This window comes from Pantoea sp. CFCC18177, from assembly GCF_059412425.1.
In genome coordinates, this window is record NZ_JBNBPL010000014.1 from 81,588 (window position 1) to 106,564 (window position 24,977).

The 24,977-nt window shown below is 54.8% G+C and carries 24 protein-coding genes; 12 read left to right on the forward strand and 12 right to left on the reverse strand.

The genetic code is table 11. The features are described from left to right. Window positions 1–436: 436 nt before the first annotated feature. From ACPUC8_RS15575 to ACPUC8_RS15595, 5 genes are all read left to right on the forward strand, one after another. On the forward strand, window positions 437–1,450 hold the full coding sequence (locus ACPUC8_RS15575; RefSeq protein WP_494926760.1) for a LacI family DNA-binding transcriptional regulator: 1,014 nt from the start codon (window positions 437–439) through the stop codon (window positions 1,448–1,450). A gap of 17 nt (window positions 1,451–1,467) precedes the next feature. After that, the gene (locus tag ACPUC8_RS15580) at window positions 1,468–2,292 is read left to right on the forward strand and encodes a sugar phosphate isomerase/epimerase family protein (RefSeq protein ID WP_494926761.1); all 825 of its coding nucleotides are present in this window, start codon (window positions 1,468–1,470) and stop codon (window positions 2,290–2,292) included. Between the two features lie 241 nt (window positions 2,293–2,533). Beyond that, window positions 2,534–3,262 (forward strand): gluconate 2-dehydrogenase subunit 3 family protein, encoded by a 729-nt coding sequence (locus ACPUC8_RS15585; RefSeq protein ID WP_494926762.1) that lies wholly within the window; start codon window positions 2,534–2,536, stop codon window positions 3,260–3,262. A gap of 18 nt (window positions 3,263–3,280) precedes the next feature. Beyond that, window positions 3,281–5,050, forward strand: coding sequence for a GMC family oxidoreductase (locus ACPUC8_RS15590; protein WP_494926763.1), 1,770 nt, complete (start codon window positions 3,281–3,283; stop codon window positions 5,048–5,050). Window positions 5,051–5,052: 2 nt separating this feature from the next. Beyond that, on the forward strand, window positions 5,053–6,366 hold the full coding sequence (locus ACPUC8_RS15595; RefSeq protein ID WP_494926764.1) for a c-type cytochrome: 1,314 nt from the start codon (window positions 5,053–5,055) through the stop codon (window positions 6,364–6,366). Between the two features lie 115 nt (window positions 6,367–6,481). Here ACPUC8_RS15595 and ACPUC8_RS15600 read toward each other — a convergent pair whose 3' ends face one another. Further along, complete coding sequence (locus ACPUC8_RS15600; RefSeq protein ID WP_039330336.1) at window positions 6,482–6,946, reverse strand: heme-degrading domain-containing protein; 465 nt, start codon at window positions 6,944–6,946, stop codon at window positions 6,482–6,484. A gap of 93 nt (window positions 6,947–7,039) precedes the next feature. Next, complete coding sequence (locus ACPUC8_RS15605) at window positions 7,040–8,053, reverse strand: LacI family DNA-binding transcriptional regulator (RefSeq protein WP_039330335.1); 1,014 nt, start codon at window positions 8,051–8,053, stop codon at window positions 7,040–7,042. Between the two features lie 198 nt (window positions 8,054–8,251). Here ACPUC8_RS15605 and ACPUC8_RS15610 point away from each other — a divergent pair, with 198 nt between their 5' ends. Beyond that, window positions 8,252–9,448: an L-talarate/galactarate dehydratase gene (locus ACPUC8_RS15610; protein ID WP_494926791.1), complete on the forward strand. Its 1,197-nt coding sequence runs from the start codon at window positions 8,252–8,254 to the stop codon at window positions 9,446–9,448. Here ACPUC8_RS15610 and clcA read toward each other — a convergent pair. Together clcA and ACPUC8_RS15620 are read right to left on the reverse strand one after the other, a co-directional pair. Next, entirely contained in the window at window positions 9,445–10,842 is a 1,398-nt protein-coding gene (gene clcA, locus ACPUC8_RS15615; RefSeq protein ID WP_494926765.1) for a H(+)/Cl(-) exchange transporter ClcA, read from the reverse strand. The two genes, ACPUC8_RS15610 and clcA, sit on opposite strands and share 4 nt — an antisense overlap. 100 nt (window positions 10,843–10,942) lie before the next feature. Further along, window positions 10,943–11,290 (reverse strand): cupin domain-containing protein, encoded by a 348-nt coding sequence (locus tag ACPUC8_RS15620; RefSeq protein ID WP_039330330.1) that lies wholly within the window; start codon window positions 11,288–11,290, stop codon window positions 10,943–10,945. A gap of 238 nt (window positions 11,291–11,528) precedes the next feature. Between ACPUC8_RS15620 and glsB the strand changes: the two genes are divergently transcribed. Further along, window positions 11,529–12,452 (forward strand): glutaminase B, encoded by a 924-nt coding sequence (gene glsB, locus ACPUC8_RS15625; RefSeq protein WP_058973899.1) that lies wholly within the window; start codon window positions 11,529–11,531, stop codon window positions 12,450–12,452. Between the two features lie 3 nt (window positions 12,453–12,455). Here glsB and ACPUC8_RS15630 read toward each other — a convergent pair whose 3' ends face one another. Then, window positions 12,456–13,397 (reverse strand): D-2-hydroxyacid dehydrogenase, encoded by a 942-nt coding sequence (locus ACPUC8_RS15630; protein WP_494926766.1) that lies wholly within the window; start codon window positions 13,395–13,397, stop codon window positions 12,456–12,458. Between the two features lie 185 nt (window positions 13,398–13,582). Between ACPUC8_RS15630 and ACPUC8_RS15635 the strand changes: the two genes are divergently transcribed. Both ACPUC8_RS15635 and ACPUC8_RS15640 read left to right on the forward strand, forming a co-directional pair. Further along, window positions 13,583–14,014: a DUF2946 domain-containing protein gene (locus ACPUC8_RS15635; protein ID WP_082672356.1), complete on the forward strand. Its 432-nt coding sequence runs from the start codon at window positions 13,583–13,585 to the stop codon at window positions 14,012–14,014. A gap of 54 nt (window positions 14,015–14,068) precedes the next feature. After that, entirely contained in the window at window positions 14,069–15,829 is a 1,761-nt protein-coding gene (locus ACPUC8_RS15640; protein ID WP_494926767.1) for a DUF2534 family protein, read from the forward strand. Between the two features lie 91 nt (window positions 15,830–15,920). Here ACPUC8_RS15640 and ahr (ACPUC8_RS15645) read toward each other — a convergent pair whose 3' ends face one another. The 3 genes from ahr (ACPUC8_RS15645) to ACPUC8_RS15655 all read right to left on the reverse strand — a co-directional run bounded on the left by ahr (ACPUC8_RS15645) (window position 15,921) and on the right by ACPUC8_RS15655 (window position 18,489). Then, window positions 15,921–16,937 carry an NADPH-dependent aldehyde reductase Ahr gene (ahr, locus tag ACPUC8_RS15645; protein ID WP_494926768.1) on the reverse strand — a complete coding sequence of 339 codons (1,017 nt, stop codon included), beginning with the start codon at window positions 16,935–16,937 and terminating at the stop codon, window positions 15,921–15,923. A gap of 144 nt (window positions 16,938–17,081) precedes the next feature. Further along, the gene (gene ahr, locus ACPUC8_RS15650; RefSeq protein WP_039330320.1) at window positions 17,082–18,098 is read right to left on the reverse strand and encodes an NADPH-dependent aldehyde reductase Ahr; all 1,017 of its coding nucleotides are present in this window, start codon (window positions 18,096–18,098) and stop codon (window positions 17,082–17,084) included. Window positions 18,099–18,228: 130 nt separating this feature from the next. Beyond that, window positions 18,229–18,489, reverse strand: a complete 261-nt coding sequence (locus ACPUC8_RS15655) for a hypothetical protein (protein WP_494926769.1) — start codon at window positions 18,487–18,489, stop codon at window positions 18,229–18,231. Between the two features lie 288 nt (window positions 18,490–18,777). Between ACPUC8_RS15655 and ACPUC8_RS15660 the strand changes: the two genes are divergently transcribed. From ACPUC8_RS15660 to ACPUC8_RS15670, 3 genes are all read left to right on the forward strand, one after another. Continuing rightward, window positions 18,778–19,338 (forward strand): hypothetical protein, encoded by a 561-nt coding sequence (locus ACPUC8_RS15660; protein WP_039330317.1) that lies wholly within the window; start codon window positions 18,778–18,780, stop codon window positions 19,336–19,338. A 113-nt stretch (window positions 19,339–19,451) separates the two neighbouring features. Beyond that, window positions 19,452–20,375 carry an extracellular solute-binding protein gene (locus ACPUC8_RS15665; protein ID WP_494926770.1) on the forward strand — a complete coding sequence of 308 codons (924 nt, stop codon included), beginning with the start codon at window positions 19,452–19,454 and terminating at the stop codon, window positions 20,373–20,375. Beyond that, the gene (locus tag ACPUC8_RS15670; RefSeq protein ID WP_494926771.1) at window positions 20,375–21,139 is read left to right on the forward strand and encodes a molybdate ABC transporter permease subunit; all 765 of its coding nucleotides are present in this window, start codon (window positions 20,375–20,377) and stop codon (window positions 21,137–21,139) included. Before ACPUC8_RS15665 ends, ACPUC8_RS15670 begins: the two co-directional genes overlap by 1 nt. A gap of 46 nt (window positions 21,140–21,185) precedes the next feature. Here the strand turns inward: ACPUC8_RS15670 and ACPUC8_RS15675 are convergent, their stop codons facing one another. The 4 genes from ACPUC8_RS15675 to ACPUC8_RS15690 form a co-directional block, all read right to left on the reverse strand. Beyond that, on the reverse strand, window positions 21,186–21,659 hold the full coding sequence (locus ACPUC8_RS15675; RefSeq protein ID WP_494926772.1) for a GlcG/HbpS family heme-binding protein: 474 nt from the start codon (window positions 21,657–21,659) through the stop codon (window positions 21,186–21,188). Between the two features lie 86 nt (window positions 21,660–21,745). Next, window positions 21,746–22,357 carry a response regulator transcription factor gene (locus tag ACPUC8_RS15680; protein ID WP_494926773.1) on the reverse strand — a complete coding sequence of 204 codons (612 nt, stop codon included), beginning with the start codon at window positions 22,355–22,357 and terminating at the stop codon, window positions 21,746–21,748. A gap of 4 nt (window positions 22,358–22,361) precedes the next feature. Beyond that, window positions 22,362–23,693, reverse strand: coding sequence for a sensor histidine kinase (locus ACPUC8_RS15685; protein ID WP_494926774.1), 1,332 nt, complete (start codon window positions 23,691–23,693; stop codon window positions 22,362–22,364). A gap of 144 nt (window positions 23,694–23,837) precedes the next feature. Next, window positions 23,838–24,971 carry a type VI secretion system ImpA family N-terminal domain-containing protein gene (locus ACPUC8_RS15690; RefSeq protein ID WP_052206015.1) on the reverse strand — a complete coding sequence of 378 codons (1,134 nt, stop codon included), beginning with the start codon at window positions 24,969–24,971 and terminating at the stop codon, window positions 23,838–23,840. Window positions 24,972–24,977 lie beyond the last annotated feature (6 nt).

Here is a 24,977-nt window from a genome sequence, read left to right on the forward strand (position 1 = left end):
CCTGTTATTTTGCACCCGGGTGCAAAATGGGTTGAGGTTAGATGTCTGTATGTTTCTCTGTTTATTATTGTTATGGCCTGAATGACCCGTAAGGGCGGGCAAATTCATCATTCATGTTGCTATCGAGTGCAAAATGGGTGGTTTTAAGGTGCTAAAAGGATGATTCTTGTCATTCATTCAGCACAATGTCTTTGAAGGCGAAGTCTTAGTCAATTGTGAAATGCGTAAATCAGTGGGTGTGATCACAAAAAGCTCACAAACTGCACCCGATTGCAAAAGTCATTGCAATCGGGTGCAAAGATCAAACATAATCGCAACATCGCAAAAACAGGGTTTTTCGATCGCATTTGCACCATTTGCTTGCGCTTAGGTGTTTATTTTCAGTTGGCTTTCACGTTCAATGCTGGGGTCTCCGCTTTTTCCCTACGCAGGTGCTATGAGTAAACCAACCATAAAATCCCATAAAGCCACAGCAAGCGATGTTGCACGCCTGGCGGGCGTCTCAAAATGGACCGTATCGCGTGCCTTCACGCCCGGCGCATCGATATCCGACAAAGCGCGCGATCGGGTACTGAAAATTGCCGGTGAACTGGGTTACCGCCCTAACCTGCTGGCACGCAGCCTGTCGCAAAAAAAGACGCACATTATGGGTGTGGTGATTGATGAGCTGAAAAATCCTCACTCCATGTTGATGCTGGATACCGTGACCCGACAGCTGCAACAGCGCGGTTATATGGCGCTGTTACTGAATATCGGCAACGGCGAGAATCACAGCGCAGTCATGACCTTAGCTGACCAGCTGCAGGTGGACGGATTGCTGTTTCTCGGCACGGTATTGACCGATGACATGATCGGTATTGCGCGCGAGATGCACCAGATTCCGCTGGTGCAGGTGTGCCGCAATAATGACGAGCCGGATATCGATGTGGTCAACATTGATGGTTTACGCGCCGGTAAACAGCTTGGCGAGCTGCTGCTGACGCAAGGTTTTACCCGCATCGGCTACATGATGGGGCCAGACACCAGCAGCCATCACACCCAACGCCTGGATGGGTTGCAACTGGCACTCAATGAGGCTGGGCTTGAGCTGGAGCTGTTGCTCACCACCGGTGTGTATTCGCGAGAGCGCAGTTATGAAGTGTTGAGTGATTACCTCAACAGCCACGCACCGCAGCAGCGCATTGATGCGTTGTTTTGCGAGAACGATATCCTGGCGTTGGGTGCGCTGGCCGCGCTGCGCGATCACGCAGGCAACCGCTTTATGGCGGTAGTAGGCTTCGATGATATCGAAGAAGCAAGTTTGCCAAGTTGGCAGTTAACCACCTTCAGCCAGCGTATTGATTTAATTGTCACAGAAGCCCTCAACCGGCTGATTGATGAACGTGCCACTCCGGGTGGTGTTTGGTCTCAGGGAGAATTGCGCCTTCGACGCTCTCACCTGAAGCCGTGAGGTAACAAGGAGGAGAGATGAAGTTGTCGTTGCATGGTGTTTCTGTCTGGTACAGCAATGCCGTCACTCAGTTACGTATCGCCCATGAAACAGGCTATAGCGGCCTGGAGATTTTACCCGAGCACCTGTATCGCTATCTGGATAACGGCGGCAGTTACGCTCAGTATCGTGAGCTAATGGCTCAATATAAAATTGAGATCACCTGCATCAACGCCCTGAAACGCATTGGGCGCTTCCAGCCTGACGAACGCGCGGCGATGCTGCGCGAAGCCGAAAAAGTGGTGCAGGCTGCGGTTGAACTGCACTGTCCGGTGGTGCAAATCATGGCGCTCACCGAATTGGATCATCTGCCAGACGCCGCACGTGATGCCATTCTGCTGGACAATATCTCCGCCATTGCCGATATCGGCAAACCCCACGGCATCAAATTCCAGATTGAGGTGGTGGCCTTCACCACCTTCAACTCACTGAAACATGCGTTGGATTTGATTAAACAAAGCGGCAAAGACAACCTTGGCGTGGTGGTGGACTTTTGGCATCTGCATGCGGGTGGCGGCACCACACCCAATGACGTGGCGCGCATGGATAAAGATCTGATTTACGGCGTCCATTTCTGTGATGGGCGGGCCGCGCATCCTGGTGAAATCTGGGACGAATGGGTCCAGCGTAACTACGCGCCAGGTGAAGGCGATGTGGATATTCCCGCCTGGGTCGCAGCCGTTAAGGCTACCGGTTATCACGGCGTCTGGTCCCCTGAGTTATTAAGCCCACGTAACTGGGAAGATGATCTCTGGGATATCGCGCGTCACAGCATTGATGACATGAAAAAATATATTTATTAATAAAATAAAGGAGGCCCGAATAACGGGTTTTCCGTGAAGACAATTGGCAATGGCGGGAATAGTCCAGCCTGCGGAATCGCGTATTGATCAACAGTGCGCGTTCACGCTTTTTCAATACCTTCTGAAAATAAATAATAACGAACGCGGATTCGTCGTGAACGGCTGCGCGCGGCATTTCAGTGTCTGAATGCCCGGAACGTCGTGCTCTGTAATAACATTCATCTGTTGTAGGGAAAGAAATATGAACCGAAGAGAAGCGCTCTTTTCGCTCAGCGGCATTGTTGCGTCACTCGCCGTGGCACCGCAACTGCGCGCCAAAGAGTTACACAATGTACCGCTGGAAACCCAACTCAGTGCCGACCATCTGCCACAACCGGCGTGGCAAGAGGGTTATCAGGTGCTCACCAACCCGTTGGATCGCCAAAATCTGCAAGCCATTTTTGATCGTTTGATCCCTGCCGATAAGCTTGGTCCGTCCGCCACAGAAGCGGGCTGTATTGCGTTTCTTGATAATCAGCTAGCCGGTGATTACGGCTCAGGTGCCGCACTCTACCTGCAAGGGCCGTTACATCCAGAAAATGAAGAGAAAATCATGGGCAGCCCGCAATTTCTCTCCGCGCCTAAACAACGCTATTTAACCGGGCTGCAAGCACTGGAAAACTGGGCACAGAAAAATCATCAATCGTCCTTCCATCACTTAAATGCCGACCAGGTGGATGATTTCCTGACAAACATGGAAGCCGGAAAAATTGATTTAGGCACGGAAGTGAATAGCCAGGCCTTTTTTGAATTAATGCTGCAAAACGCGCGTGAAGGATATTTAGCGGACCCGATTTATGGCGGCAATAAAAACATGGCGGGCTGGAAAATGATCGGTTTCCCTGGCGCACGCTATGACTATCGACCTTATATTGAGCGTCGGAATGAAAACCTCGCACTTATTCCCGTCAGTCTGATCCCCAACGATTAATTACCCGGAGCTGAGTCAATGTCATTAGTTAGAAATAAAGCTGACGTGGTTATCGTTGGTATGGGTTGGGCCGGTTCAGTGATGGCGGAAGAACTCACCCGCGCTGGACTGAACGTGGTCGGTATTGAGCGGGGCGCATGGCGTGACACCTCAACCGATTTCCCGGTGGCGATTGATGCCGATGAACTGCGGTTCCACACGCGCCGCAAAATTCTGCAGCCGATGAGCGTCGAAACCACCACCTTCCGCAACCGCAGCGATCAGCTTGCCGCACCGGTACGTAACTGGTCGGCGTACCAGTTTGGCTGGAACGTGGGCGGCGCAGGCACCCACTGGGCGGGCATGTCGTGGCGCTTTACCCCCTGGGATTTTGAGGTCGCAACCCAGACGCGTGAACGCTACGGCGCGAAGAAAATGGCGGGCTTGCAACTGCAAGACTGGGGTGTGACCTATGACGAGATGGAGCCGTACTACGATCGTTTTGAGCGTATTGCTGGCACCTCTGGCTACGCAGGCAACCTTAAAGGCGAGAAACGCGCGGGTGGCAACGTGTTCGAAGGCGAACGTCAACGTGACTACCCCACCCCGCCGCTGAAAGATACGCACTGGATGAGCAAGTATCGTCAAACCACCGAGCGTATGGGCTACAACCCCTTTACGGTGCCAGCGGGTAATCTTTCGCAGGCGTACGTCAATCCGCTGGGCGTCAGCATGGGACCTTGCACCTACTGCGGATTCTGCGATTTTCACGGCTGCGGCAACTTCTCTAAATCGTCACCACAGGCCTGCATTTTACCGGTACTGATGCGCCGCCCAAACTTTACGCTGCTGACAGAAACAGAAGTGCTGCACGCGGTGAAACACGAAGATGGCAAAACGGTGACAGGCGTGAAGTTTGTCACTCAGGATGGCGTTGAAGGTTTTCAGCCTGCTGATGTTGTGTGCTTCACCGCTTACCAGATGGACAACGTGCGCCTGATGCTGCTTTCGGGCGTGGGTGAGCAATACGACCCGCTGACTGCCCGTGGCACCATTGGTCGTAACTACAACTATCAAACCTGTTCCAGCGTCACCGGTTTCTTCGATAACGAATACATGAATCCGTTTATCGGCGGCGGCGCGTTGGCGGTGCAGATCGATGACTTCAACGGGGATAACTTCGATCACAGCGACCTCGATTTCATCGGCGGCGCGGGCATTATGGGCTTCTCCACCAATGGCCGTCCGATACAGAACATGAACGGCCTGCGTCCCGGCACCAAGCGCTGGGGCAGCGAGTGGAAAGCCGGTTATGCCCGTGATTACCAGACCGCCGGTACCATCTTCTGCCAGGGCACGTCGATGCCAATGCGTGAAGCTTACCTTGACCTCGATCCCAACTATAAAGATCGCCACGGCCAGCACCTACTGCGCCTGACGTTTGACTGGAACCAGAATGATCAGCGCATGGCGAAATTCGTTACCGATCGCGCCATCGACATCATGAAAGAGGTGGGCGGCCAGCATTTGGTGGTCGACAACCAGGCGGAGAAGAGCTGGAACCCCTATATGCAGCACAGCTCGCACACCATTGGCGGTGCGGTAATGGGGGCCGACCGCAGTACTTCGGCACTCAACCCGTATCTGCAAAGCTGGGATGCGCACAACCTGTTTGTGGTTGGGGCGTCGGCATTCCCCAACAACGGCGGCTATAACCCAACGGTCACGGTCGGCGCGCTGGCAGTACGTGCCGCGCAAGCCATCCACCAGAAGTACATTCACAATCCGGCACCGCTGGTGGGAGCATAATTATGGCGAAGGCAAAAAAGATCACTTATACCCTCGCTGCGTTAGCGGTGGTGGCAGCCATCGGCGTGACTGGCAGAATGTGGGTGGTCATGGACAGCTCACGTTCAAATGTGGCGGATGACCGGGTTAAACTGGCCGATTTTCACAGCAGTGATACCGACGCGATCAAACGCGGTGAGTATGTGATGCGACTGGCGGATTGCGCCGCGTGCCATAACGCGGACTTCTCCGGCGGCTACAAAATCGATACCCCGTTTGGAGCTCTGCAAACCTCCAACATTTCTCCTGATCGCGAAACCGGCATCGGTAATATGACCGAGCGCGACTTCTTCAATGCAGTCCGTCAGGGACGCGGCGAGCACGGTTTCCTTTATCCGGCGATGCCCTACACCGCCTATACCCAGATGAGCGATGCCGACATGCACGATCTCTGGGCCTATTTCTCCGCGCAGAAACCGGTGAAGAACGCCATCGACGAAAATGCGGGCATGCACTTCCCGTACAATATTCGACTGGCGATGGCGGGCTGGAACCTGCTGTTCTTCGATAACCGCGCCTTCAAACCGCAAACGGCGCAAAACGATGAGTGGAATCGCGGCAAGTATATCGTTGACGGCCCCGCGCACTGCAGCGTTTGCCATACCGCGCGCAATGCACTGGGTGGCGAGATCAGCAGCCAGTATCTGCAAGGCGGCAACCTCGGCAGCTGGTATGCGCCGGATATCTCATCCAACCCCCATGCGGGCATTGGTAAATGGAGCGACGAACAGATCGCCGATTACTTGAAAACCGGCTCCAATGGCGAGAGCGTTGCTGCCGGTCCCATGGCGGAAGCGGTTGAACACTCAACGCAGTATTTCAACGATCAGGATCTGAAAGCGATTGCCACCTATCTGCGTAGCTTGCCCGCCTCCCCGACCGCCCAACCCACCGCGTTTGTGATGGACAAGGCGAGGCACGATCAGGCCGCGCTGCGTTACGAAGTGGATTGTTCAGCCTGCCACGGCTTGTCGGGCGAAGGGATCACCGGGATGGTGCCTGCCTTTGCCGATAACACCGCGATGCAGAACGATCCTACCAATATGATCCACGCACTATTGGACGGCGCCCGCGCACCCTATACCGAAGGACGCCCAACGGCAGCCGGGATGCCTGCATTTTCATGGAAGTTAAACGATCAGGAGATGGCTGATGTGCTCAACTATGTGCGGAACTCATGGGGCAACCAGGCTGCCGAGGTGAAGGCCAGCGATGTTGCCACGCTGCGCAAAGCGACTAATGCAGGGGAAAAATTGCAGGTGCCGACGATGAAATAACGTTTTGGCGGTCGCCATAAATGGCGACCCTACGACGATCGTGCACGGTTTTCGTAGGATGCGCATGGAGGCGATATTTCGTTGGGTGCGCATTAATGCGCACCAGTTTTGCCTTTTAGCGTAACAGCTGAGTAATCCCCCACAGCGCTAACGCGTGGTCGTCTTCAGACGGCAAACCACTGATACTGACCGCACCAATAATCGCGCCTTGTGGGCTGAGCAGCGGGAAAGAACCGCCGTGATCGGTGTAATCTTCCTGACGAATGTTTCGCTGCTGCGCCATACGTTCACCCTTCTGCTCATTAGCGAACCCAACGTACATCGACGAATGACCCGTCAGCAGCACGGTATTACGCTTGCGACGCATCCACTCCAGGTTTTCAGGGGCCGATCCGGGTAACGCCGCCAGGAACAGCACCTGACCAAACGCATAAACCTCGATAGCGATCGGTGCATTCATTTCACGTCCGCGCTCACGAATTCCTTGGCCGATTTGCCACGCTAAATCGAAATCAAACTGCGGTAAACGGTGTTCAGCTTCTTGCTGCAACAGGGTTTCTAACGAAGGCAGTGCTGACATTGATAGGTTCCTCTCAAAATGAAATTTATTTTCCAGTTTTTATAACATGGAAGATATTTTCCGAAAGTGATGAGGATCGCAGTTCAGCCTGGGTTAGCCTGAATCACGCGGCACCATGGTAAATCCCATATCGATAATCGGATTCTCTATCGCTTGATTTTGCAGACGCCTTAACAACTGCTCTGCCGCCAGCTCGCCCATACGCTGACGATCGATACGCACGGTAGAGATAGAGGGGAAATTCGCTGCGGCGAAATCGAGATCGCCAAAACCAATCACCGCCAGCTGTTGTGGAATATTTAGACCGCGAGCCTGCGCCGCCATCAGTGCCCCTTGTGCCAGCGTATCTGAACTGCACACCAACACGTCAACCTCAGGATGGCTATCCAGCAATTGCGCGCTGGCTTCACGGCCACGCGCCATCAGTGCCGGCAATGCGACGGGCACCTCGGCGCAAGGTGCAATATTGCGCCTGGCAAGCGCATCCACCAGGCCCTGTTTACGCTGCAGTGCGCGACGGTCATCTGTCCATATCAAACCGGGCTTTTGATAACCCCGTTCAGCGAGGTACTCCGCCACGCTTGCGCCAATTTTCTCATGGGAAAAACCCACCAGCATATCGATGGGCGTTGGCGTCATATCCCAGATTTCCACCACCGGCACACTGGCCTGCAACAGCACTTTTTTCAGCTGCGTGCTGTGATGAATACCGGTAAGGACAATGCCATCTGGTCGACGGGACAGCAGCGTGGAGACGGTTTCGGCTTCCGTTTCAGCCTCATAACCGGTCACGCACAACAGCATGTGATAGCCGCGCGCGCTCAACGTATCGTTCAGGCTTTGTATGGTATCGACGAACATATTGTTGTTGATTTGCGGTACCACCACCGCAATCAGGCGACTGCGATTGCTGGCCAGACTGCCCGCTTGTGCATTGGGGATGTAACCTGTTGCATTGATGGCTGCCATCACTTTAGCGACGGTCGCCGGGCGTACCTGCTGCGGGGAGTTGAGGGCACGGCTCACCGTCATCGGCGAGATACCCGCGACGCGGGCGACATCTTCCAGCGTGGGCGCAGTGTTGCGCTCAGGATTGCGTTGTTTCATGGCGGCTCAGGATGCAGACAGATAGCGCTAGCATAGCAGGCCGCGACGGCAAATTCAGCGCATATCGCTTAAATGTTAGGGCTATCATTCATCATAACCGATTTCCGATTTTGTGATCGATAAGGCATTAATTATCCTGTTTAGTGACGCATAGTCTGCTTCGAAGATAAATGTTAGCGCAATCATTTACAGGAGAACATCATGTCGAGTGTGAATTCCAGTGCCGTCAGCTATGCCAAATCTCAAGGCGCGGGCAACGCCACCGAAAGCGGTGACCGCATCGTTTGGGTCAATCTGTCGCTGGCATTTTTGCCGCTGGCAACGCCAGTGAGTGATGCCAAAGTGCTGACCGGACGCCAAAAGCCGCTCACGGAAGTGGCGATCATCGTGGCGGAGATCGAAACGCGTGACGGATTCCAGGGCATCGGCTTCAGCTATTCAAAGCGCGCGGGTGGTCAGGGGATTTATGCGCATGCCTGTGAAATTTCAGATGCGCTGATCGGCGAAGATCCCAACGACATCGACAAGATTTACACCAAACTGCTGTGGGCAGGTGCCTCAGTGGGCCGCAGCGGCATGGCGGTACAGGCGATATCACCTTTCGATATTGCGCTGTGGGATATGAAAGCACGGCGCGCCAAATTGCCGCTGGCCAAGCTACTGGGCGCACATCGTGATTCGGTAAAGTGCTACAACACCTCGGGCGGTTTCCTGCATACCCCGCTGGATCAGGTGATCAACAACGTAGCGATTTCGCGGGAAAACGGCATTGGCGGTATCAAACTCAAAGTCGGCCAACCCAACACCGCGGAAGATTTGCGACGCCTGACGGCGGTACGTCAGACGCTGGGGGATGACTTCCCGCTAATGGTTGATGCCAATCAGCAATGGGATCGTGAAACAGCGATTCGCATGGGACGTAAAATGGAGCAGTTTAACCTGATCTGGATTGAAGAACCGCTGGATGCCTATGACGTCGAAGGCCATGCTGCGTTAACGGCCGCGCTGGACACGCCAATCGCCACGGGTGAGATGCTGACCAGTTTCCGTGAACATGAGCAGCTGATTCTGGGTAACGCCAGTGACTTTGTGCAGCCGGATGCGCCGCGCGTTGGGGGCATTACGCCGTTCCTGCAAATTATGGACCTGGCCGCCCGCCACGGACGCAAACTGGCGCCTCACTTCGCGATGGAAATCCACATCCACCTTGCCGCTGCCTATCCTATTGAGCCCTGGCTTGAACACTTTGAGTGGCTCAACCCGCTGTTCAACGAACAGCTGGAACTGCGTGACGGTCGGATGCTGATCTCCGATCGTCACGGTTTGGGTTTCAGCCTGAGCGAACAGGCACGCCGTTGGACCACGCTGACCCACAGCGTCGGCAAGCGTCCTTAAGGGCTTTTGGCGTGGGCGCTCAGCTGTGCTTTGGCAAGCGTGCGCGCCAGAATAGACGAATAAAGCGGCTTGCCACCAAAGAATTGTGCCGCCAGGGTAGCACCAAGACAGGTGATGATCATCGGCAGGATAAGTTGATAGTTGTTGGTCATTTCCAGCACCAAAACAATACCCGTCAGCGGTGCGCGCACCGAGGCCGCAAACAATGCCCCCATCCCCGCCACCGCAAAGGTGGCGGCTTCCAACTGATAGTCCGGGAACCAGTGCATACACAGCTGACCAAAACAGGTGCCGAGCAGCGTGCCCAGCGTCAGCATCGGGGCGAAAATGCCACCGGGCGCACCCGAGGAAAAGCAGCAGATAGTGACCAACGTGCGCAGTGCAAACAGCCCGAACAACGCCAGTGCACCGAAGTGACCGGAGGCAAAATCAGGGATCAGCGTGGTACCGCCGCTCACAGCCTGCGGTAAAAAATACCCCAGCACGCCGCATAAACCTGCCAGCACACTGCCCCACATCACCCAGGAAGCCGTGCGTCCTTGATGCAGACGTTGGAACTGATCCTGCGCAAGGAAAATCATCCGGTTGAACGCTACCCCGCAACCGCCAAACAGTACCCCGAGCAGCAGGTAGAGCCACAGCGTATTGGTAGGCGCATCGCGTAACTGACCGATGTTGATAATGGCTTCATTGCCATTACACACCCGAAAGACGATGCTCGACACAATCACGCCGACAAACACCGCTTTTATCGAGATTAAGCTGTAGCGAAACTGCGGACGCATCTCTTCAATGATAAAGAGAATACCCGCCAGCGGCGCGTTAAAGGCGGCAGACAACCCCGCCGCCGCGCCGGTGGCCAGCAACGTATGGCGTGACTCAGACGATTTGACCCGGAACAGATCCAGGCACATGCCGCCGATGTTGCCACCGATTTGCACTGTCGGACCCTCGCGGCCCAGCACCATGCCGGAACCCAGCGCACCAAGGCCGCCAATGAATTTCACTGGCAGCACACGCCACCAGCGCACCGGGCGCAACTCTTCCAGCGCGCCTTCAATCTCGGGAATGCCCGATCCGCCCGCTTCCGGCGCAAAGCGACGCACCAGATAGTAGCCCATCGCCCCCAACAGCGCCGCCGTGATAAAGGCACAAATCACACCTAACAACGGGTTGCTGATGGCATCGTCCAGCCAATCGAGGCGCAGATGCAGGATGAAATTGACCGCGCGATCAAAGGCCACACCCACCAACCCGGTAAGTACACCCACCAGCGCAGCCAGCAATAATAAGGCCACTGGCGTTTTGTCACGGCGCAGCAGCTTTTGCAGCAGCATAAAGCGCCCGGCACGCATCTCATTATCAGGCTGAGTGGCATTTTGTGAAACAGACATGCAGATCCTCAATAACTTCAGCGCCGCGCATCCCGCTACGGAAAACCGTCAGCATAGCCAAAGCCGACGGCAGCGTAACGCAATCATTGGCAACAGAATTTTACGGTTGATCTGAGATCTCACCGTAATGTACCGCCAGCCAGACCGTCGGCCCGCCGCTGTCGGTCCAGTTAACACGATGGCGACAGTGGGGCGGAATATTCACGCAGTCGCCGGGGTGCAGCCTGCGCTCTTCGCTCTCCCCTTCCAACTGCAAACCGGCCGCGCCCTGCAAAACCAACACCCATTCGCCTTGCGTCTGGCAATACCAAAAATCCGGCGGGCTGGCCTGTCCGGTGGAGACAATACGTTCAATGCGTAAGCCCGGCTGCGATAACAGGCTTTCAAAGGTCTCGGCTGTGCCGTTTTGCGCTGCTGCCGGAAAATCGCGCAGGAGATGGCTGATCATGAGTTGGCTCGCTGTTGTGTGCAGGATATTGGCACTGTAACGCAGGCTTCACCCGGAAACCTCACAGATTTTTGCGCCGCCCGTTGACGCGCAACAGGCAAAACACCATGATCCTGGCCGAAGTCGATAATACGATGCTTTGCCATTGCACATGCGGTAGCGGCGCAATTTATTGCGCGATAAATCGCGCCGCTACCGCATGTGCACCCCATAAAATGAACAATATCGGAGCCTGCAGGTGTCAGAACTCACTAATGGATTACTGGAAGAGATCGTAAACGAGGTTAGACCGTTAACGCATCAGGGAAAAGTTGCCGACTACATTCCTGCACTGGCGGGAGTCGAAGCCGATCAACTTGGCATCGCGATCGTCACCTCTGACGGCCAGCGTTTTCAGGCCGGCGATGCCTCAACCCGGTTTTCCATCCAGTCGATCTCTAAAGTGTTGTCGCTGACCGTGGCACTGACTCTGTATGAAGATGCCGAAATCTGGCAACGGGTGGGCAAAGAGCCCTCAGGCCAGGCGTTCAACTCGCTGGTGCAGCTTGAACTGGAGCAAGGAAAACCGCGTAATCCGTTTATCAATGCGGGGGCGCTGGTGATGTGTGATTTGCTGGAGAGCCGTTTAACCGCCCCTCGCCAACGTATGCTGGAAATTGTGCGTCGTCTGGCCCAGCAAAATGACATCCATTACGATCGGGTGGTCGCACGCTCGGAATATGAACACTCAGCCCGCAACGCGGCCATTGCCTGGCTAATGAAGTCTTTCGGCAACTTCCATAACGACGTAAGCAAAGTGATGGAGACCTATTTCCACTACTGCTCGCTGGCGATGAGTTGTGAAGAACTGGCGCAAACCTTCCTCTATCTCGCCAATCACGGTCGTAGCCAGCAGGACGAATGGGCAGTGATTTCACCCCGTCAGGCGCGACAGGTGAATGCCTTGATGATGACCAGCGGTATGTATGATGGCGCAGGCGAATTCGCCTGGCGCGTGGGCATGCCCGCCAAGTCAGGCGTGGGCGGCGGTATTGTGGCGGTGATCCCAGGGGAAATGAGCATCGCTGTCTGGTCACCCGCACTGGACAATTCCGGTAACTCGCTGGCGGGCACCGCCCTGCTGGAAAAACTCACAGAGCGGCTGGGCCGATCGATTTTTTAGCGCTTAACTCACCACGTGACGCGCTTCACCGGCGGCAAAGGCGGCAAGATTTCCCTCAATACCGCGCAGCAGGTTTGCCACACCCTGCTGGCTGGCCCAGGCAATGTGCGGCGTCAGCAGCAGATTTGGCACATCGGGTTGCAACAAGGGATGGTCTGCTGGCGGCGGCTCATGGGTTAACACATCTAGCGCAGCCCCTGCAATCACACCCTGACGCAATGCATGCGCCAACTCGGATTCATTGATAAGCCCGCCACGTGCAGTGTTGATCAATAAGGCGGAAGACTTCATCTGCGCTAACGCGTGCAGATTTATCAACTGTTGGGTTTGTGGCGTTAACGGACAGTGCAGCGTTAACACATCACTGCGCGCCAGCACCTCTTCAAACGGCACATAGCCGGGACGCGGCTGGGTGCTGCCCTTGCGATCGGCATACAACACCGTCATGCCTAACGCTTGCGCCATTGTCCCCACGGCACTGCCGATATCCCCCTTGCCGACAACCCCTAAGGTGGCACCGAAGATATCCTGAATCGGTTGGCGATGTACGCAGAAGTGCGATGATGCGGGCCAGACACTGCGCGTACTCGTGGCGTAATCCACTAACTGACGACGTAGCGCAAACAGCGCAGCAATAACGCCTTCGGCCACACTGCGCGTGGAGTAACCTGGCACATTGCTGACCACAATACCCTGCTCGCGGCAGGCCTCTAAATCGATACAATCATAACCGGTGGCCGCCACGCAGATGTAGCGCAAGTCAGGCAACTGCCGCAGTGTCTCCGCACGCAGGGGGACTTTATTGGTTATGGCGATGTGCGCGCCGCGCAGCGCCGCTACAATCTCACTGGGCTGCGTCGTCCCGCGAAAGTGCCATTCCGTACACCATTCAGGACGTGCAGGGGGTTGCGGCAAGGTGTCGCCATCCAGCATCACTATCTTCATCGCGTCTCCGTTTATTGTTTCCGTACTGTTCTCATCAGGTTGCATTAAGGTTAACAAATGCAGCCCGTAAAGTGACTTTTTTCAAAAGGTGCGAATTTTTTCTAAAATAGCCTGAGTTTTTTTAACCCTTACACGGCAATGGCGTTACACTTCGGCCTCATTTGTTGAATCAATCCGTACTCACCATGACGTTTTCACACCAATTTCGCCAGCGCCTGACTGCCTGCGTCGCCATTGTGGCGGTGCTGTTGCTGTTTGTCGCGCCGATCGTGTCGAAGACGTTGATGGAGCAGCAAAACCGCATGATGGCGATGCCGTCACACGGCACAATGTCGGGCATGTCGATGCAACATCATGAAATGATGATGGATATGGCGATGCCGGGCATGGACCATCACATGATGGATGACGGCGAGTTTGCCTGCGGTTACTGTGATTTGCTGGTGCATGTGCCCTTGATGATATGGGTGTTTATCCCCTTCATCTGGCTGATCATGGTGAGCTCACGTGCCCCGCCGCTGCCGCATGTGGTCACGCCGGTGCTACGTCGCTACAGCGGTAACCATCGTCCACGCGCGCCACCACAACGCCTCCTCCTGACTGAACAATATCTATAAACGGCACAACGGCTTGTTGCGCCACGTCATTCTCTAAACGGAAGGAAGACGGCTTTGTCAGCTGCTCACTCTGCAGCACCGCGCGGTGCGGTGCTTAATCTACTACGTCGCTTACATTTCTATATCGGTCTGTTTGTTGCGCCCTTTATCTTTGTGGCGGCACTCAGCGGCACCCTGTATGTGCTCACGCCGCAACTGGAAAACCTGATTTATGCGGATGCGTTAACGGCACAGCCCCAGGGAAGCGCACAGCCGCTGTCAGCGCAAATCAGCGCGGCGCGTGCCTGGGCGGGCGAAAAACAGCACATTTATGCGGTGCGACCTGCGCCGGGAGCCACTGACACGACCCGTGTGCAGTTCAGCGATGCCTCGCTGGGCGCATCGCAATCGCGCGCGGTGTTTATCGATCCCTACAGCCTGAAAGTGAAAGGCGATATGACGGTGTACGGCACCAGTGGCGTACTGCCGCTGCGGACGACCCTCGATTTGTTGCACAGTAGTCTGCTATTGGGGGATTTTGGTCGTAACTACAGTGAGCTGGCAGCTTCGTGGTTATGGGTCGCCGCGCTCGGTGGCGTGTTGTTGTGGCTGGGAACACGTCCTAAACGCAAGTTGAAAACGGCACGCACCGGGTTTGCTTTCAGCCGCCACTGGCACATCACATTGGGGTTCACCTTGTTGCTGGGGCTGGTGTTCTTTTCAGCCACCGGGCTGACCTGGTCACAATGGGCAGGCGGCAATATTGATCGCTGGCGTACCGAACTCAACTGGCTGACACCGCAGGTGAACACGGCGTTGAGCAGTGATGCCCCTGCCGCTCCAGCAGATCCTCATGCGGATCACCACAGCATGCCGGGCATGCCCGATATGGATATGTCGGATATGAGCATGTCGAGCATGCCGATGTCTGCCATGACTAAACCGGTCGCCGCTTCCGCAAAATCGATGCCGAATAACCTGCCTGACGCTGACTGGGACCAGGTGCTGAACGCGGCCCGCCAGGATGGACTCCATGCCACCAAGCTGGAGTTGCGCCAACCGAAAAGTGCCGACAAAGCCTGGACGGTGTCGGAAATTGATCGCAGCTGGCCCACTCAGGTTGATGCGGTTTCGGTGAATCCGCAAAGTTTTGCCATTGTCGATCACGTCTACTTTGATCGATTCCCGCTGGTGGCGAAGCTGACACGCTGGGGTGTAGATGCCCATATGGGCGTGCTGTTTGGCCTGCCTAACCAGCTGCTGTTGGCGTTCTTCGGTCTGGGCTTGTGCAGCATGATCGTGCTGGGGTATCGCATGTGGTGGATACGTCGTCCAAAGTTGGTTGAGGCGAATCCGGCGCAGACGCTGACCGAAACCTGGCTGGCGATACCACACTACAGCAAAGCAACCTGTTTGATTGTCGCGCTGGCGCTGGGCTATGCGTTGCCGGTGATGGGCGTCAGCTTACTGGCGTTTTTGCTGGTGGATATCATGCGCTGGCGCAAGCAACAACGCGTGCCGATGACAGAAGCAGAGATTCTGGCATCGCAGCAATCCCCGCTGGGCATTATTCGTGCTCGATTTAAAGTGAAGCGTAAGGAGATGCGCTATTTCCTGCGTGGCGTCTGCATCCTGGCAATCATCGTTGTCTCTGTGATGAGCAATGCGATTATTGGCGGGGTCATCGACCAGTACGGTATTCCGTTCAGCCACTGGTCATTGACGATGTACATCACGCAGGGCTTTATGATTGCGCTGTATAGCTCGGTGTTTACGGCCTTGATGTCGATTCCGCTATGGTACTTCTTCCTTGGTGAGAATGATCCTCGCGGGTAATGCGTTGCCTGGGCGCCATTAATGGCGCCCCTACTAAGACTTTGCGCCCTTTATATGGCCGGGTGCACATTCAGGTGCACCCGGTTTAAGGTTAAAAATCTGCTTTCAACACCACGCGGTAATGGGCTTTCCCCGCCCGCACGTGTTCCAACGCAGCATTGATTTGCGACATCGGAAACGTTTCCACCTGCGGGGCAATATCTACCCTCGCCGCCAGCTTGAGCAAGGCTCGCAATTGCGCCGGTGAACCGGTTGAAGATCCCGTCAACGCCCTGTCTCCCACTATCAAACTGAACGCGGGTACTTCAAAGGGTTTCATCACTGCGCCTACGGTGTGGAACTTGCCCTGACGCGCCAGAGCCTGATAGTAGGGCTTCCAGTCGAGATCTACCGCCACAGTGCTGATAATCAGATCAAACTGTCCGGTCAATTCACTTAACGCTTCGGCATCACGGCTGTTCACTACGCGATTGGCACCCATGGCGAGAATGGTGTCGGTTTTACTGGCATTTGAACTGAATGCGGTGACGTCCGCCCCCATGGCGCGCAGCAGCTTAATCGCCATGTGGCCTAATCCACCGATGCCAATCACCCCCACACGGCTGGTGGCGTTGATGTTGTGCATCAATAACGGTTTGAACACGGTAATACCGCCGCACAACAGTGGACCGGCCGACACGATATCCAGTGCTTCGGGCAGCGGGATCACCCATTGCCAGTTGGCGCGCAGATGGCTGGCAAAACCGCCGTGATTGTTGATGGTAGAGACTTTGCCGTTCAGGCAGTTGACCTGATCGCCGGCAATGCAGGCGTCACAGTGCTGGCAGCTTTTCGCCGTCCAGCCAATGCCAACCCGCTGACCGATGCTCAGCCCTTTATTCTGCGCAGCATCACCCAGTGCCACCACACGCCCAATCACTTCATGACCGGCGATCAGTGGATAGCGTGAACCGCCCCACTCGTTATCGATCATCGAGAGATCGGAATGGCACACGCCGCAGTATTCGACTTCAACCTGCACATCTTCCGCTGCCAACGGACCGGCATCATATTCATAAGGCACCAACGCCTCACCGGCTTGCAGCGCGGCATAGCTGGAAATCTTCATCGTTGTCCTTGGAGTTTTGCTTGAGAGAACAGCAGATTAGCAAAATGGCGGGCAATATAATGCTGAATAGTCAGAGGATTAGGGCGCTGAATGCTGTTTTAGAACGGTGCGCAGAGCTGCGCACCGGAAAGGATCAAAGCGAGGTTAGAAATCCGCTTTCAGTACGACACGGTAATTGGCTTTACCCGCGCGCACGTGATCCAGCGCATCGTTGATTTTGGACATCGGGAAGGCTTCCACCGTGGGTGCAACATCCACACGCGATGCCAGTTTCATCAGCGAACGTAGCTGACCCGGTGAACCGGTTGACGAGCCGGTGACTGCGCGGTCGCCCATGATCAGGCTGAAAGCCGGCACTTCAAATGGCTTCATCACCGCACCGACGGTGTGGAATTTGCCGTGTGGAGCCAGTGCCTGGAAGTACGGCTGCCAGTCAAGATCCACCGCCACGGTGCTGATGATCAGGTCAAACTGTCCAGCCAACGCATTCAACGCCTGCGGGTCACGGCTGTTTACTACGCGATCCGCACCCATCGCCAGGATGGATTCAGTTTTGCTGGCGTTAGAACTGAACGCGGTCACTTCCGCTCCCATCGCCCGCAGCAGTTTGATAGCCATATGGCCGAGACCGCCGATGCCAATCACACCCACGCGGCTGGTGGCATTGATGTTATGCATCAACAGCGGTTTGAATACCGTGATGCCGCCACACAGCAATGGGCCGGCGGTGGTGATATCCATCGATTCTGGCAGTGGGATCACCCATTGCCAGTCTGCACGCAGATGGCTGGCGAATCCGCCTTTATTCATGATGGTAGGAACGGAGCCATTTTCACAGTTGACCTGCTCGCCGTTGATGCAGGCATTGCAGTGCTGGCAGCTCTTTGCCGTCCAGCCGATACCGACACGCTGGCCCACTTTCAAGCCTTTGTTCTGCGCCGCATCACCCAACGCGCTAATGCGGCCAATCACTTCATGTCCCGCAATCACCGGAAACGCAGAGATGCCCCACTCGTTATCAATCATCGACAGATCGGAATGGCATACGCCACAGTAATCGACCTCAACCTGTACCTCTTCAGCTGCCAGCGGACCGGCCTCATACTCAAAAGGCACCAGTGCTTCGCCAGCATTCATCGCGGCATAACTTTTGATTTTCATTACTGTCCTCTGTTTCAACGTTTTCGACCACACAGTCTAGCAGAGCATCATTTAGGATTATGACGATTAATCAGTCGATTAGACTGAAACAGGCGATAACAGAGACGAAAAGCATCCAGAGTTAAAGCGGTCAGTGATTAACTGACCCGCGATACGCGAGGCGTGCGGCTTCCACCAGTTGGCTGGCCGTAACGGTCGGGGGCAAGCGCATCAAGACCTTACACGCCTGCCAGTAACACAACACCATCTCCTCGTCTGTCTCGTTTTCAGCCATCTCGCGCAGCCGACGATGCAGGGTTAACACATCCAGAGTTTGCTGCTCATCCACCATCTCCGCAATGGTTTGATTGATCACCTGATGGATGATTTTCCAGGAAAGTTCGGCAAACACATTTAACCTCGTTGCTTGACTATTGGCTCCAGGCAAATGAATAAAACGTGCGGCGTACACCGCACAAAAAGGAAATCCAGAATGGCATAACTATAGTCGGATATTTTCTGCGCAGACGCTGCAGCGGCGGGTTTTCTCGTAGTTAACGGATCTATAAAACGATTTTTCTTTGAGGCGGTTTTCGCCCAGCGAATGCCCTTGTAACAAAAAAGCCTAAGCCGATGCTGGCTGTCGCTTTCGCATTTTGCCAAATTAAGGCAACGTCTATCCTCGCAACAGGGAATGAAAATGAGTCAAACCACTGCTTTACATGCTGATCCGCTGGTCTGGGGCCATGGCCCTAAAGTCTTCGAGGTGTTTTTGGAGCCAACCTGCCCGTTCTCAGTGCGTGCATTCAATAAGTTAGACGCGCTACTGGCATTGGTCGGCGAAGATAAGATGACGCTCAAGATTCGACTGCAATCGCAGCCGTGGCATATGTATTCAGGGCTGATCGTGCGCTATATTCTTGCCGCTTCGACGCTGCCAGAAGGCAAAGCTGCCGCGAAGCGCGTGTTGCAGGCGGTAGCCGATCACCGTGAAGAGTTTGAGTTTACCGATCACAGCCATGGCCCCAATATGGATGCGACGCCGAATCAGATTCTTGCACGTTTACAACAATATAGCGGTGTGGATGCACAGGCACCTTTCTTGCGTGCGGAGTTGCAGAACGAGATCAAATGGCATTGCAAGTACTCACGCCAGAATGGGATTCATGTCTCCCCAACCTTTATCACCAATGGCTTAGTGCAGTTGGATATCGGCAGTGGCGACGATATCGAATCCTGGGCTCAGCGCATTCTCGCCTGAGTTCGCAGCCCGCCACGGCGGGCTATCCCCATATTTCGCAACAGATTTCAGCTTGCACTGCTGACACAATTTCCGATAATCGTTATCTATCTAATTATATAGCGAGAAAGGGAATGCACGTTAAATACCTCACAGCACTGTTGTTAACCACCACCGCTGGGCTCAGCCTGCAGGCGCAAGCCAACACCGATATTCGTGTGACTTACGCGGGTTCGATGGGCAAAGTGATGGACCAGTCTTTAGGTCCAGCCTTTGCCAAACAAAATGACGGCAAATATGAAGGTCAAGGCCAGGGCGCTTACGGTATGGCGCGTCTGCTGGCGAGCAAAAAAATCACCGCTGACGTTTTCGTCTCCATCACGCCAGGTCCAATGCAAATTCTGAAAGATGCGGGATTGATTGATGATGCGGTGCCTGTTGCCAGCACCAGCATGGTGATCGCCTACAGCCCGAAAGGCAAATTTGCACAGCAGTTCGCGCAGGCTAAAGGCAGTGATGCGAGCTGGTTGAAAGTATTGTCGACGCCGGGCATCAAGTTCGGCCGCACCGATCCCATCAACGACCCGAAAGGTCAGAACATCGTCTTTACCCTGTTGCTGGCGGAGAAATATTACAAGCAACCGGGCATCGCCGATAAAATTATGGGTGGCTATCAAAATCCGGCCCAGACACATCTGGAAGGTGGCCTGTTGGCACGCTTAGAGAGTGGTCAGGTGGATGCCGCTGCGGGTTATGAAAGCGAAGTGATCTCGGCACATCTGCCCTACGTGGCCCTGCCGGATGAGATTAACCTGAGTAATCCAGAGATGGCGAAACAGTGGTATGACACAGTAAGCTTCAGTGTGAAAGATAGCGCGGGTAAAGATAAAGAACTGCACACCCAACCGCTGGTTTACTACGCTGCCGTGCTGAAAAACGCGCCTCACGGCACCGCAGCAGGCAAAGCGTTTGTTGATTTCATGCTGAGCCAGCCAGGCCAGGCACTGTTTAAACAGAATGGCTATGCCACGCCGAAAGGCGGTGCTATTTACGAATAATGAAAACCGGCTATGCCACTGCGCTGTGGCTCTCACTGCCAGCACTTTTGTTGCTGGCAGTGCCTTTTGTTACCCTGATTGGTGTGACGCAGTGGCAGCATCTGCATCTTGCTTGGGGAGACGGCAACGCCATCACCACCTCTCTGGGTTTGGGCGCGATTGCACTGCTGTTAATTTTTATCAGTGGGCTACCGGTGGCGTGGTGGCTGTCGCAGGCACAGGGTCGCGCACGCGCCATTGTCGAACTGCTGGTGATGGTGCCGCTGCTGACGCCACCGCTGGCGATGGGCATTCTGCTGGTCAGTGCTTACGGCCCTTATAGTGTGCCGGGAGAGTTGTTGGGTAAATTCGGCTGGACGTTGGTCAACAATCCAGCCGCTTTTATTTTGGCGCAGTGGTACGGCGCACTGCCCTACTTCATCACCACTGCGCGGTCCGCGTTTGCGGGTGTCCCGCAGGATATTCTGGATGCGGGGCGCACGCTGGGTGCATCATCCTGGCAGGGGTTTTGGCGTCTTTCGGTACCGCTGGCAGCGCCGGGTTTGGCATCGGCGACGGCGTTAGCATGGGTGCGGGCGATGGGTGAGTTCGGCATTGTGATGATTTTTGCCTATTTCCCGCAAGGGATGCCGGTGCAGCTTTATAACAACCTGCAGAATGATGGCGTGGACGCGGTGTATGTTTTGCTGTGGTTACTGCTGTTGTTTACCTTACCGGTGCCGTTGTTGTGTTTTATGGCGTCGAAGCGGGTAAGGCCAATGTAGGGTGCGCATGGGTGCGCACCTTCTCAACCCTCTGATTAATCAATCATTACTGAATTGCTTTTAACGCATCTAGCGCGCAGGCTTCATCCAGGTTTCCGCCCGGTGCACCGCCAATGCCGATGGCGCCAATCACCTGATCGCCACTCTTCACTGGCACACCGCCTGCCAGCAACAGGAAGCCGGAGATGTCACGCATGTTTTGTGCGCCAGCATTGTTCTGTGCCGATTCCATCACTTTACCGCTTGGGTTTTTGGTGCTCAGTGCGGTGAAAGCTTTCATACGGCTGGCATCAACGGTATGGGGTCCAGCGTTATCCATGCGTTGTACGGCTTTGACCAGACCTGCGCGATCCACCACTGTTACGGTGACATTGTAGTTTTTTGCCGCGCAGGATTGGATCGCTGCGCTGGCGAGTTTCTGCGCTTCAGCGAGTGACAGATTGGTTTCAGTCACGGCAGCCTGGCTACCAAAGGAAGCAAATACTGCCGCGGCAGCGATAAGAGAAAGGCGAATATTCATGTGTCACTCCTGAGTTATGTTGGGCAACACTCTAGGACGTAAGCGGGTCAAAAAACATTCGGACGATTACGCGGCAAACCAGGTAGTTATACCTGGTTGAGTTGTTGCCAGGCGTGGATCAATTGCGCCAGGTTATCCATCTCCAGCTTAGCCAATACTGCCGCACGATGCGCTTCAACCGTGCGTGGGGATAAAGCCAGATCGCTCGCAATCTCTTTACTGGTTTGCCCAGCAATCATCAGTTGCATCACTTCGCTTTCTCGCGCTGACAGGAGCGCAAAACGCGCCTGCAATGCCTGCTGTGCTTCCCAGCGCTGCGCGCGTTGTTCACTTTCATGCATCGCCTGATGCAGGGTTTCCAGCAGCGGTTCTATATCCAGCGGCTTGGTGTAGAACTCAAACGCCCCCTGACGAAACGCACGGCGGCAGGCCTCGATGGTGCCATGGCCGGTCATGATAATCACCGGCAGCAGCGGATGGCGTGCCCCCTTTTCCGCCAACCAACTGAGGCCACTGATGCCCGGCATGCGCACATCCAGCAGTAAGCAGCCGCGCAGCGGTTCCTCCGCTAGGGTTGCCGCTTCAAACGACGCTAAATCGGCAAAATCGGCAACGTCATACTCCAGCGTTTTCAACAAAAAACCTAATGATTCACGTACTGATAAATCATCATCCACCAACCAAACTTTTGCGCCCATTCCGTTACTCCGCCAGTGGAAATATTAAGGTAATTTCCGCGCCGCCTTCGGCGCGATTTGCCAGCCGCAGCTGGCCGTTCATGCGTAACATCAGGCTTTCAACCAGCGTCATGCCCAACCCCATGCTTTGTGGGCGCGTGCTGTAGAACGGCATGCAGGCCTGCGCTAATCCTTCGGCAGAGAAGCCCGGTCCGTTATCACTGATGATGATTTTGATTTCGTGCGGTAGACACTCAGAAGAAATGCGTACCCATGCGTCTGCCTGCCCCTGCTGCATGTGGATGGCGTTCTGTAAAAGGTTATGAAATACCTGCTCAAGCCATTGATCGTCGCCAATCAAACGCATGTGTTCGTGTCGAAAGTGCGTGTGGATCTCAACGTCTCCTGCATCCAACTCCTGTTGTAGCAATACGGTAACGCGCCGCCACACTACATCAGGGCTGATCGCTTTCATCGCCACGGGCCGTTCGCTGACAATGTCACGAAAGCGCTGCAGCAAACCTGCGAGGCGTTCGGTTTGCAGATTGATAGCGTTAAGCGCATGCGGCAGATTTTCGTGCTTACCCTGTTTCAACAGCAATTGGCTGCTGTGCAACCAGGTATTGATAGCTGTCAGCGGTTGATTGATCTCGTGGATGATACCCGCAGTGAATTCCCCTAGTGCTTCACGTCGCGTGCGCTGGAAGTAATCGGCGCGCAATCGCATCTCGACGTTACGTCGCCAGTGGCGTAACAGACTCCAGCCCAGCACACCGATAATCAGCCACAATAGCAGGGCCAGCAGGAAAGGAACCGCATGCAACGCATGCCAGTCGGGGTTCGCACTGCCCTTAATCAGAAAGGGCTGATAGAGATTGATAAAGGGTCGTTGCCACTGCCAACGCGCCTGGTCTGAATAGGTCGGTGCGGAAATCACCGGCTGTGCATGAATATGAAATGCCAGCGCCAGCGCGACATCCGGTGATTGCACGGCAAAGTGCAAATCCACCAGCATGCGAAATTGTCGATAGGGGTTATACAGCCAGTAGCGACCGGAGCTGACTTCTTCAAATCTTGGCCCCGTCAGCGAGCGATTCTGCGTGTGTTCAAGTTTGATAATCTGGGGGAATTTCTTCTGCAACTCGGCCACATATTCATCACCCGTTAATAACGGCAATAAAGTTTCGTTTTGCGTTAAATAGGCCGCAATGCGGTTAAACTGCTGATGAAACTCTGCCTCCCGCGCACGATGCTGCTGCAGGATCTGGTTGGCGAACAACGCCAGTAGCGTGACCAGCGTGAGGAGGAGCCAGACCAGCCAATACCTTTTCATCCATCGGCGCTGTTTATGTGGCATGGTTTTCCGTTATCAGGCAGTAAAAAAAAGCCCTCCGTGAGAGGAGGGTTGTCGAAAACGCACAGGCGTCCGGTCATTTGATTTGCAACGTTTTAACCTGCTCAACCAGCGGATTCAATCTGTTTTGCACGCAGATCACCTATTTCAGAAGTCTGCCGCATACGACTTTGATTTAGATTGGCTTTTTAGTGCGTCGGTGCTGGTTTGCGCTTTTTCCTGCTTCAAAAGCTGATAGCGCAGCGTTAATTGCTCCAGTAACAATTCCGTTTGCGACTCATCACTCAACTGATTGCCGCTCCCTTCGGCATAGCGTCGCAACTGCTCTTCCACGGGAATCCGTTGATTAAAAGCCTGTATAGCGGAAAATATCCCCGTTTTAAGCTCGCTCACGGTGAGATACTTACCTTTGACCTTGTCCAGACCATTTAGTTGCTCAGCCATGTTTTCCAACTGTGCCATGCCGCGATGCCAGCTCTGCAAGCGATCCATTGGTATCGCCTGTTTGGCTCGATACTGCTGTTCGATCAGCGCTTGCGCGGCCACAGCGCGCTGATGATGTTCAAAGCGATACCAGCTGCCGCAGACTAACACCACAGCCCCGGCAAGCAAGGCACAGCAGGCGCCGCTGACAAAAGATTTCAGTGAAAAAGTTTGGGCAGGGACTTCATGCTGCACTTCGGCTTCAGGATAGACGACATAGACGTGGGTGCTGCTTTCCGGTTGATTATGGGTTGGTGCGCGTTGAACTGGCATCGGCGAGGCGGGTTTTGCCTGCAGGCGAACGAGTGAATGCTTGACCTGGTGCAACAGGGTATTGGCCTGAGCAATCTCCTTCACGCCAAAACGCAGCAGCGCCTCACGCAATGAGATTAAGCGTTCTTCGGTCTCAATCAGCGTGGCGAGCAGGTCAATCTCATCCACCACCCAACTGCGATAAAGATTTTGCAGTCGCTTAAACATCAGGCTGAGAATGTCTGCCCGGACTTCAATAGCCAGCGGCCAGCAGACTGACCATTGGTGCACGATGAGCGCATCGATCAGGCTCAGCCCTTCGTTTAACCCGGTCAATCCTGCATTGTGACTGCGCGCCAACGTAAACCAGGCGGCGCTTTGCAACTCGACGCCGTTTTGCTCAAACAAGGTCAGGCTGAGTTGCTCTACTTTATGCCAGTCTACGTCGGGCCGGGCGGGATGCGACAACTTACTGATTTCGTCTTTGAGCTGTGCATAGGCGGGTAAGGTGCGCGGATCGGCACCGGTTTTAATTTCGAAACTCATGCTTGC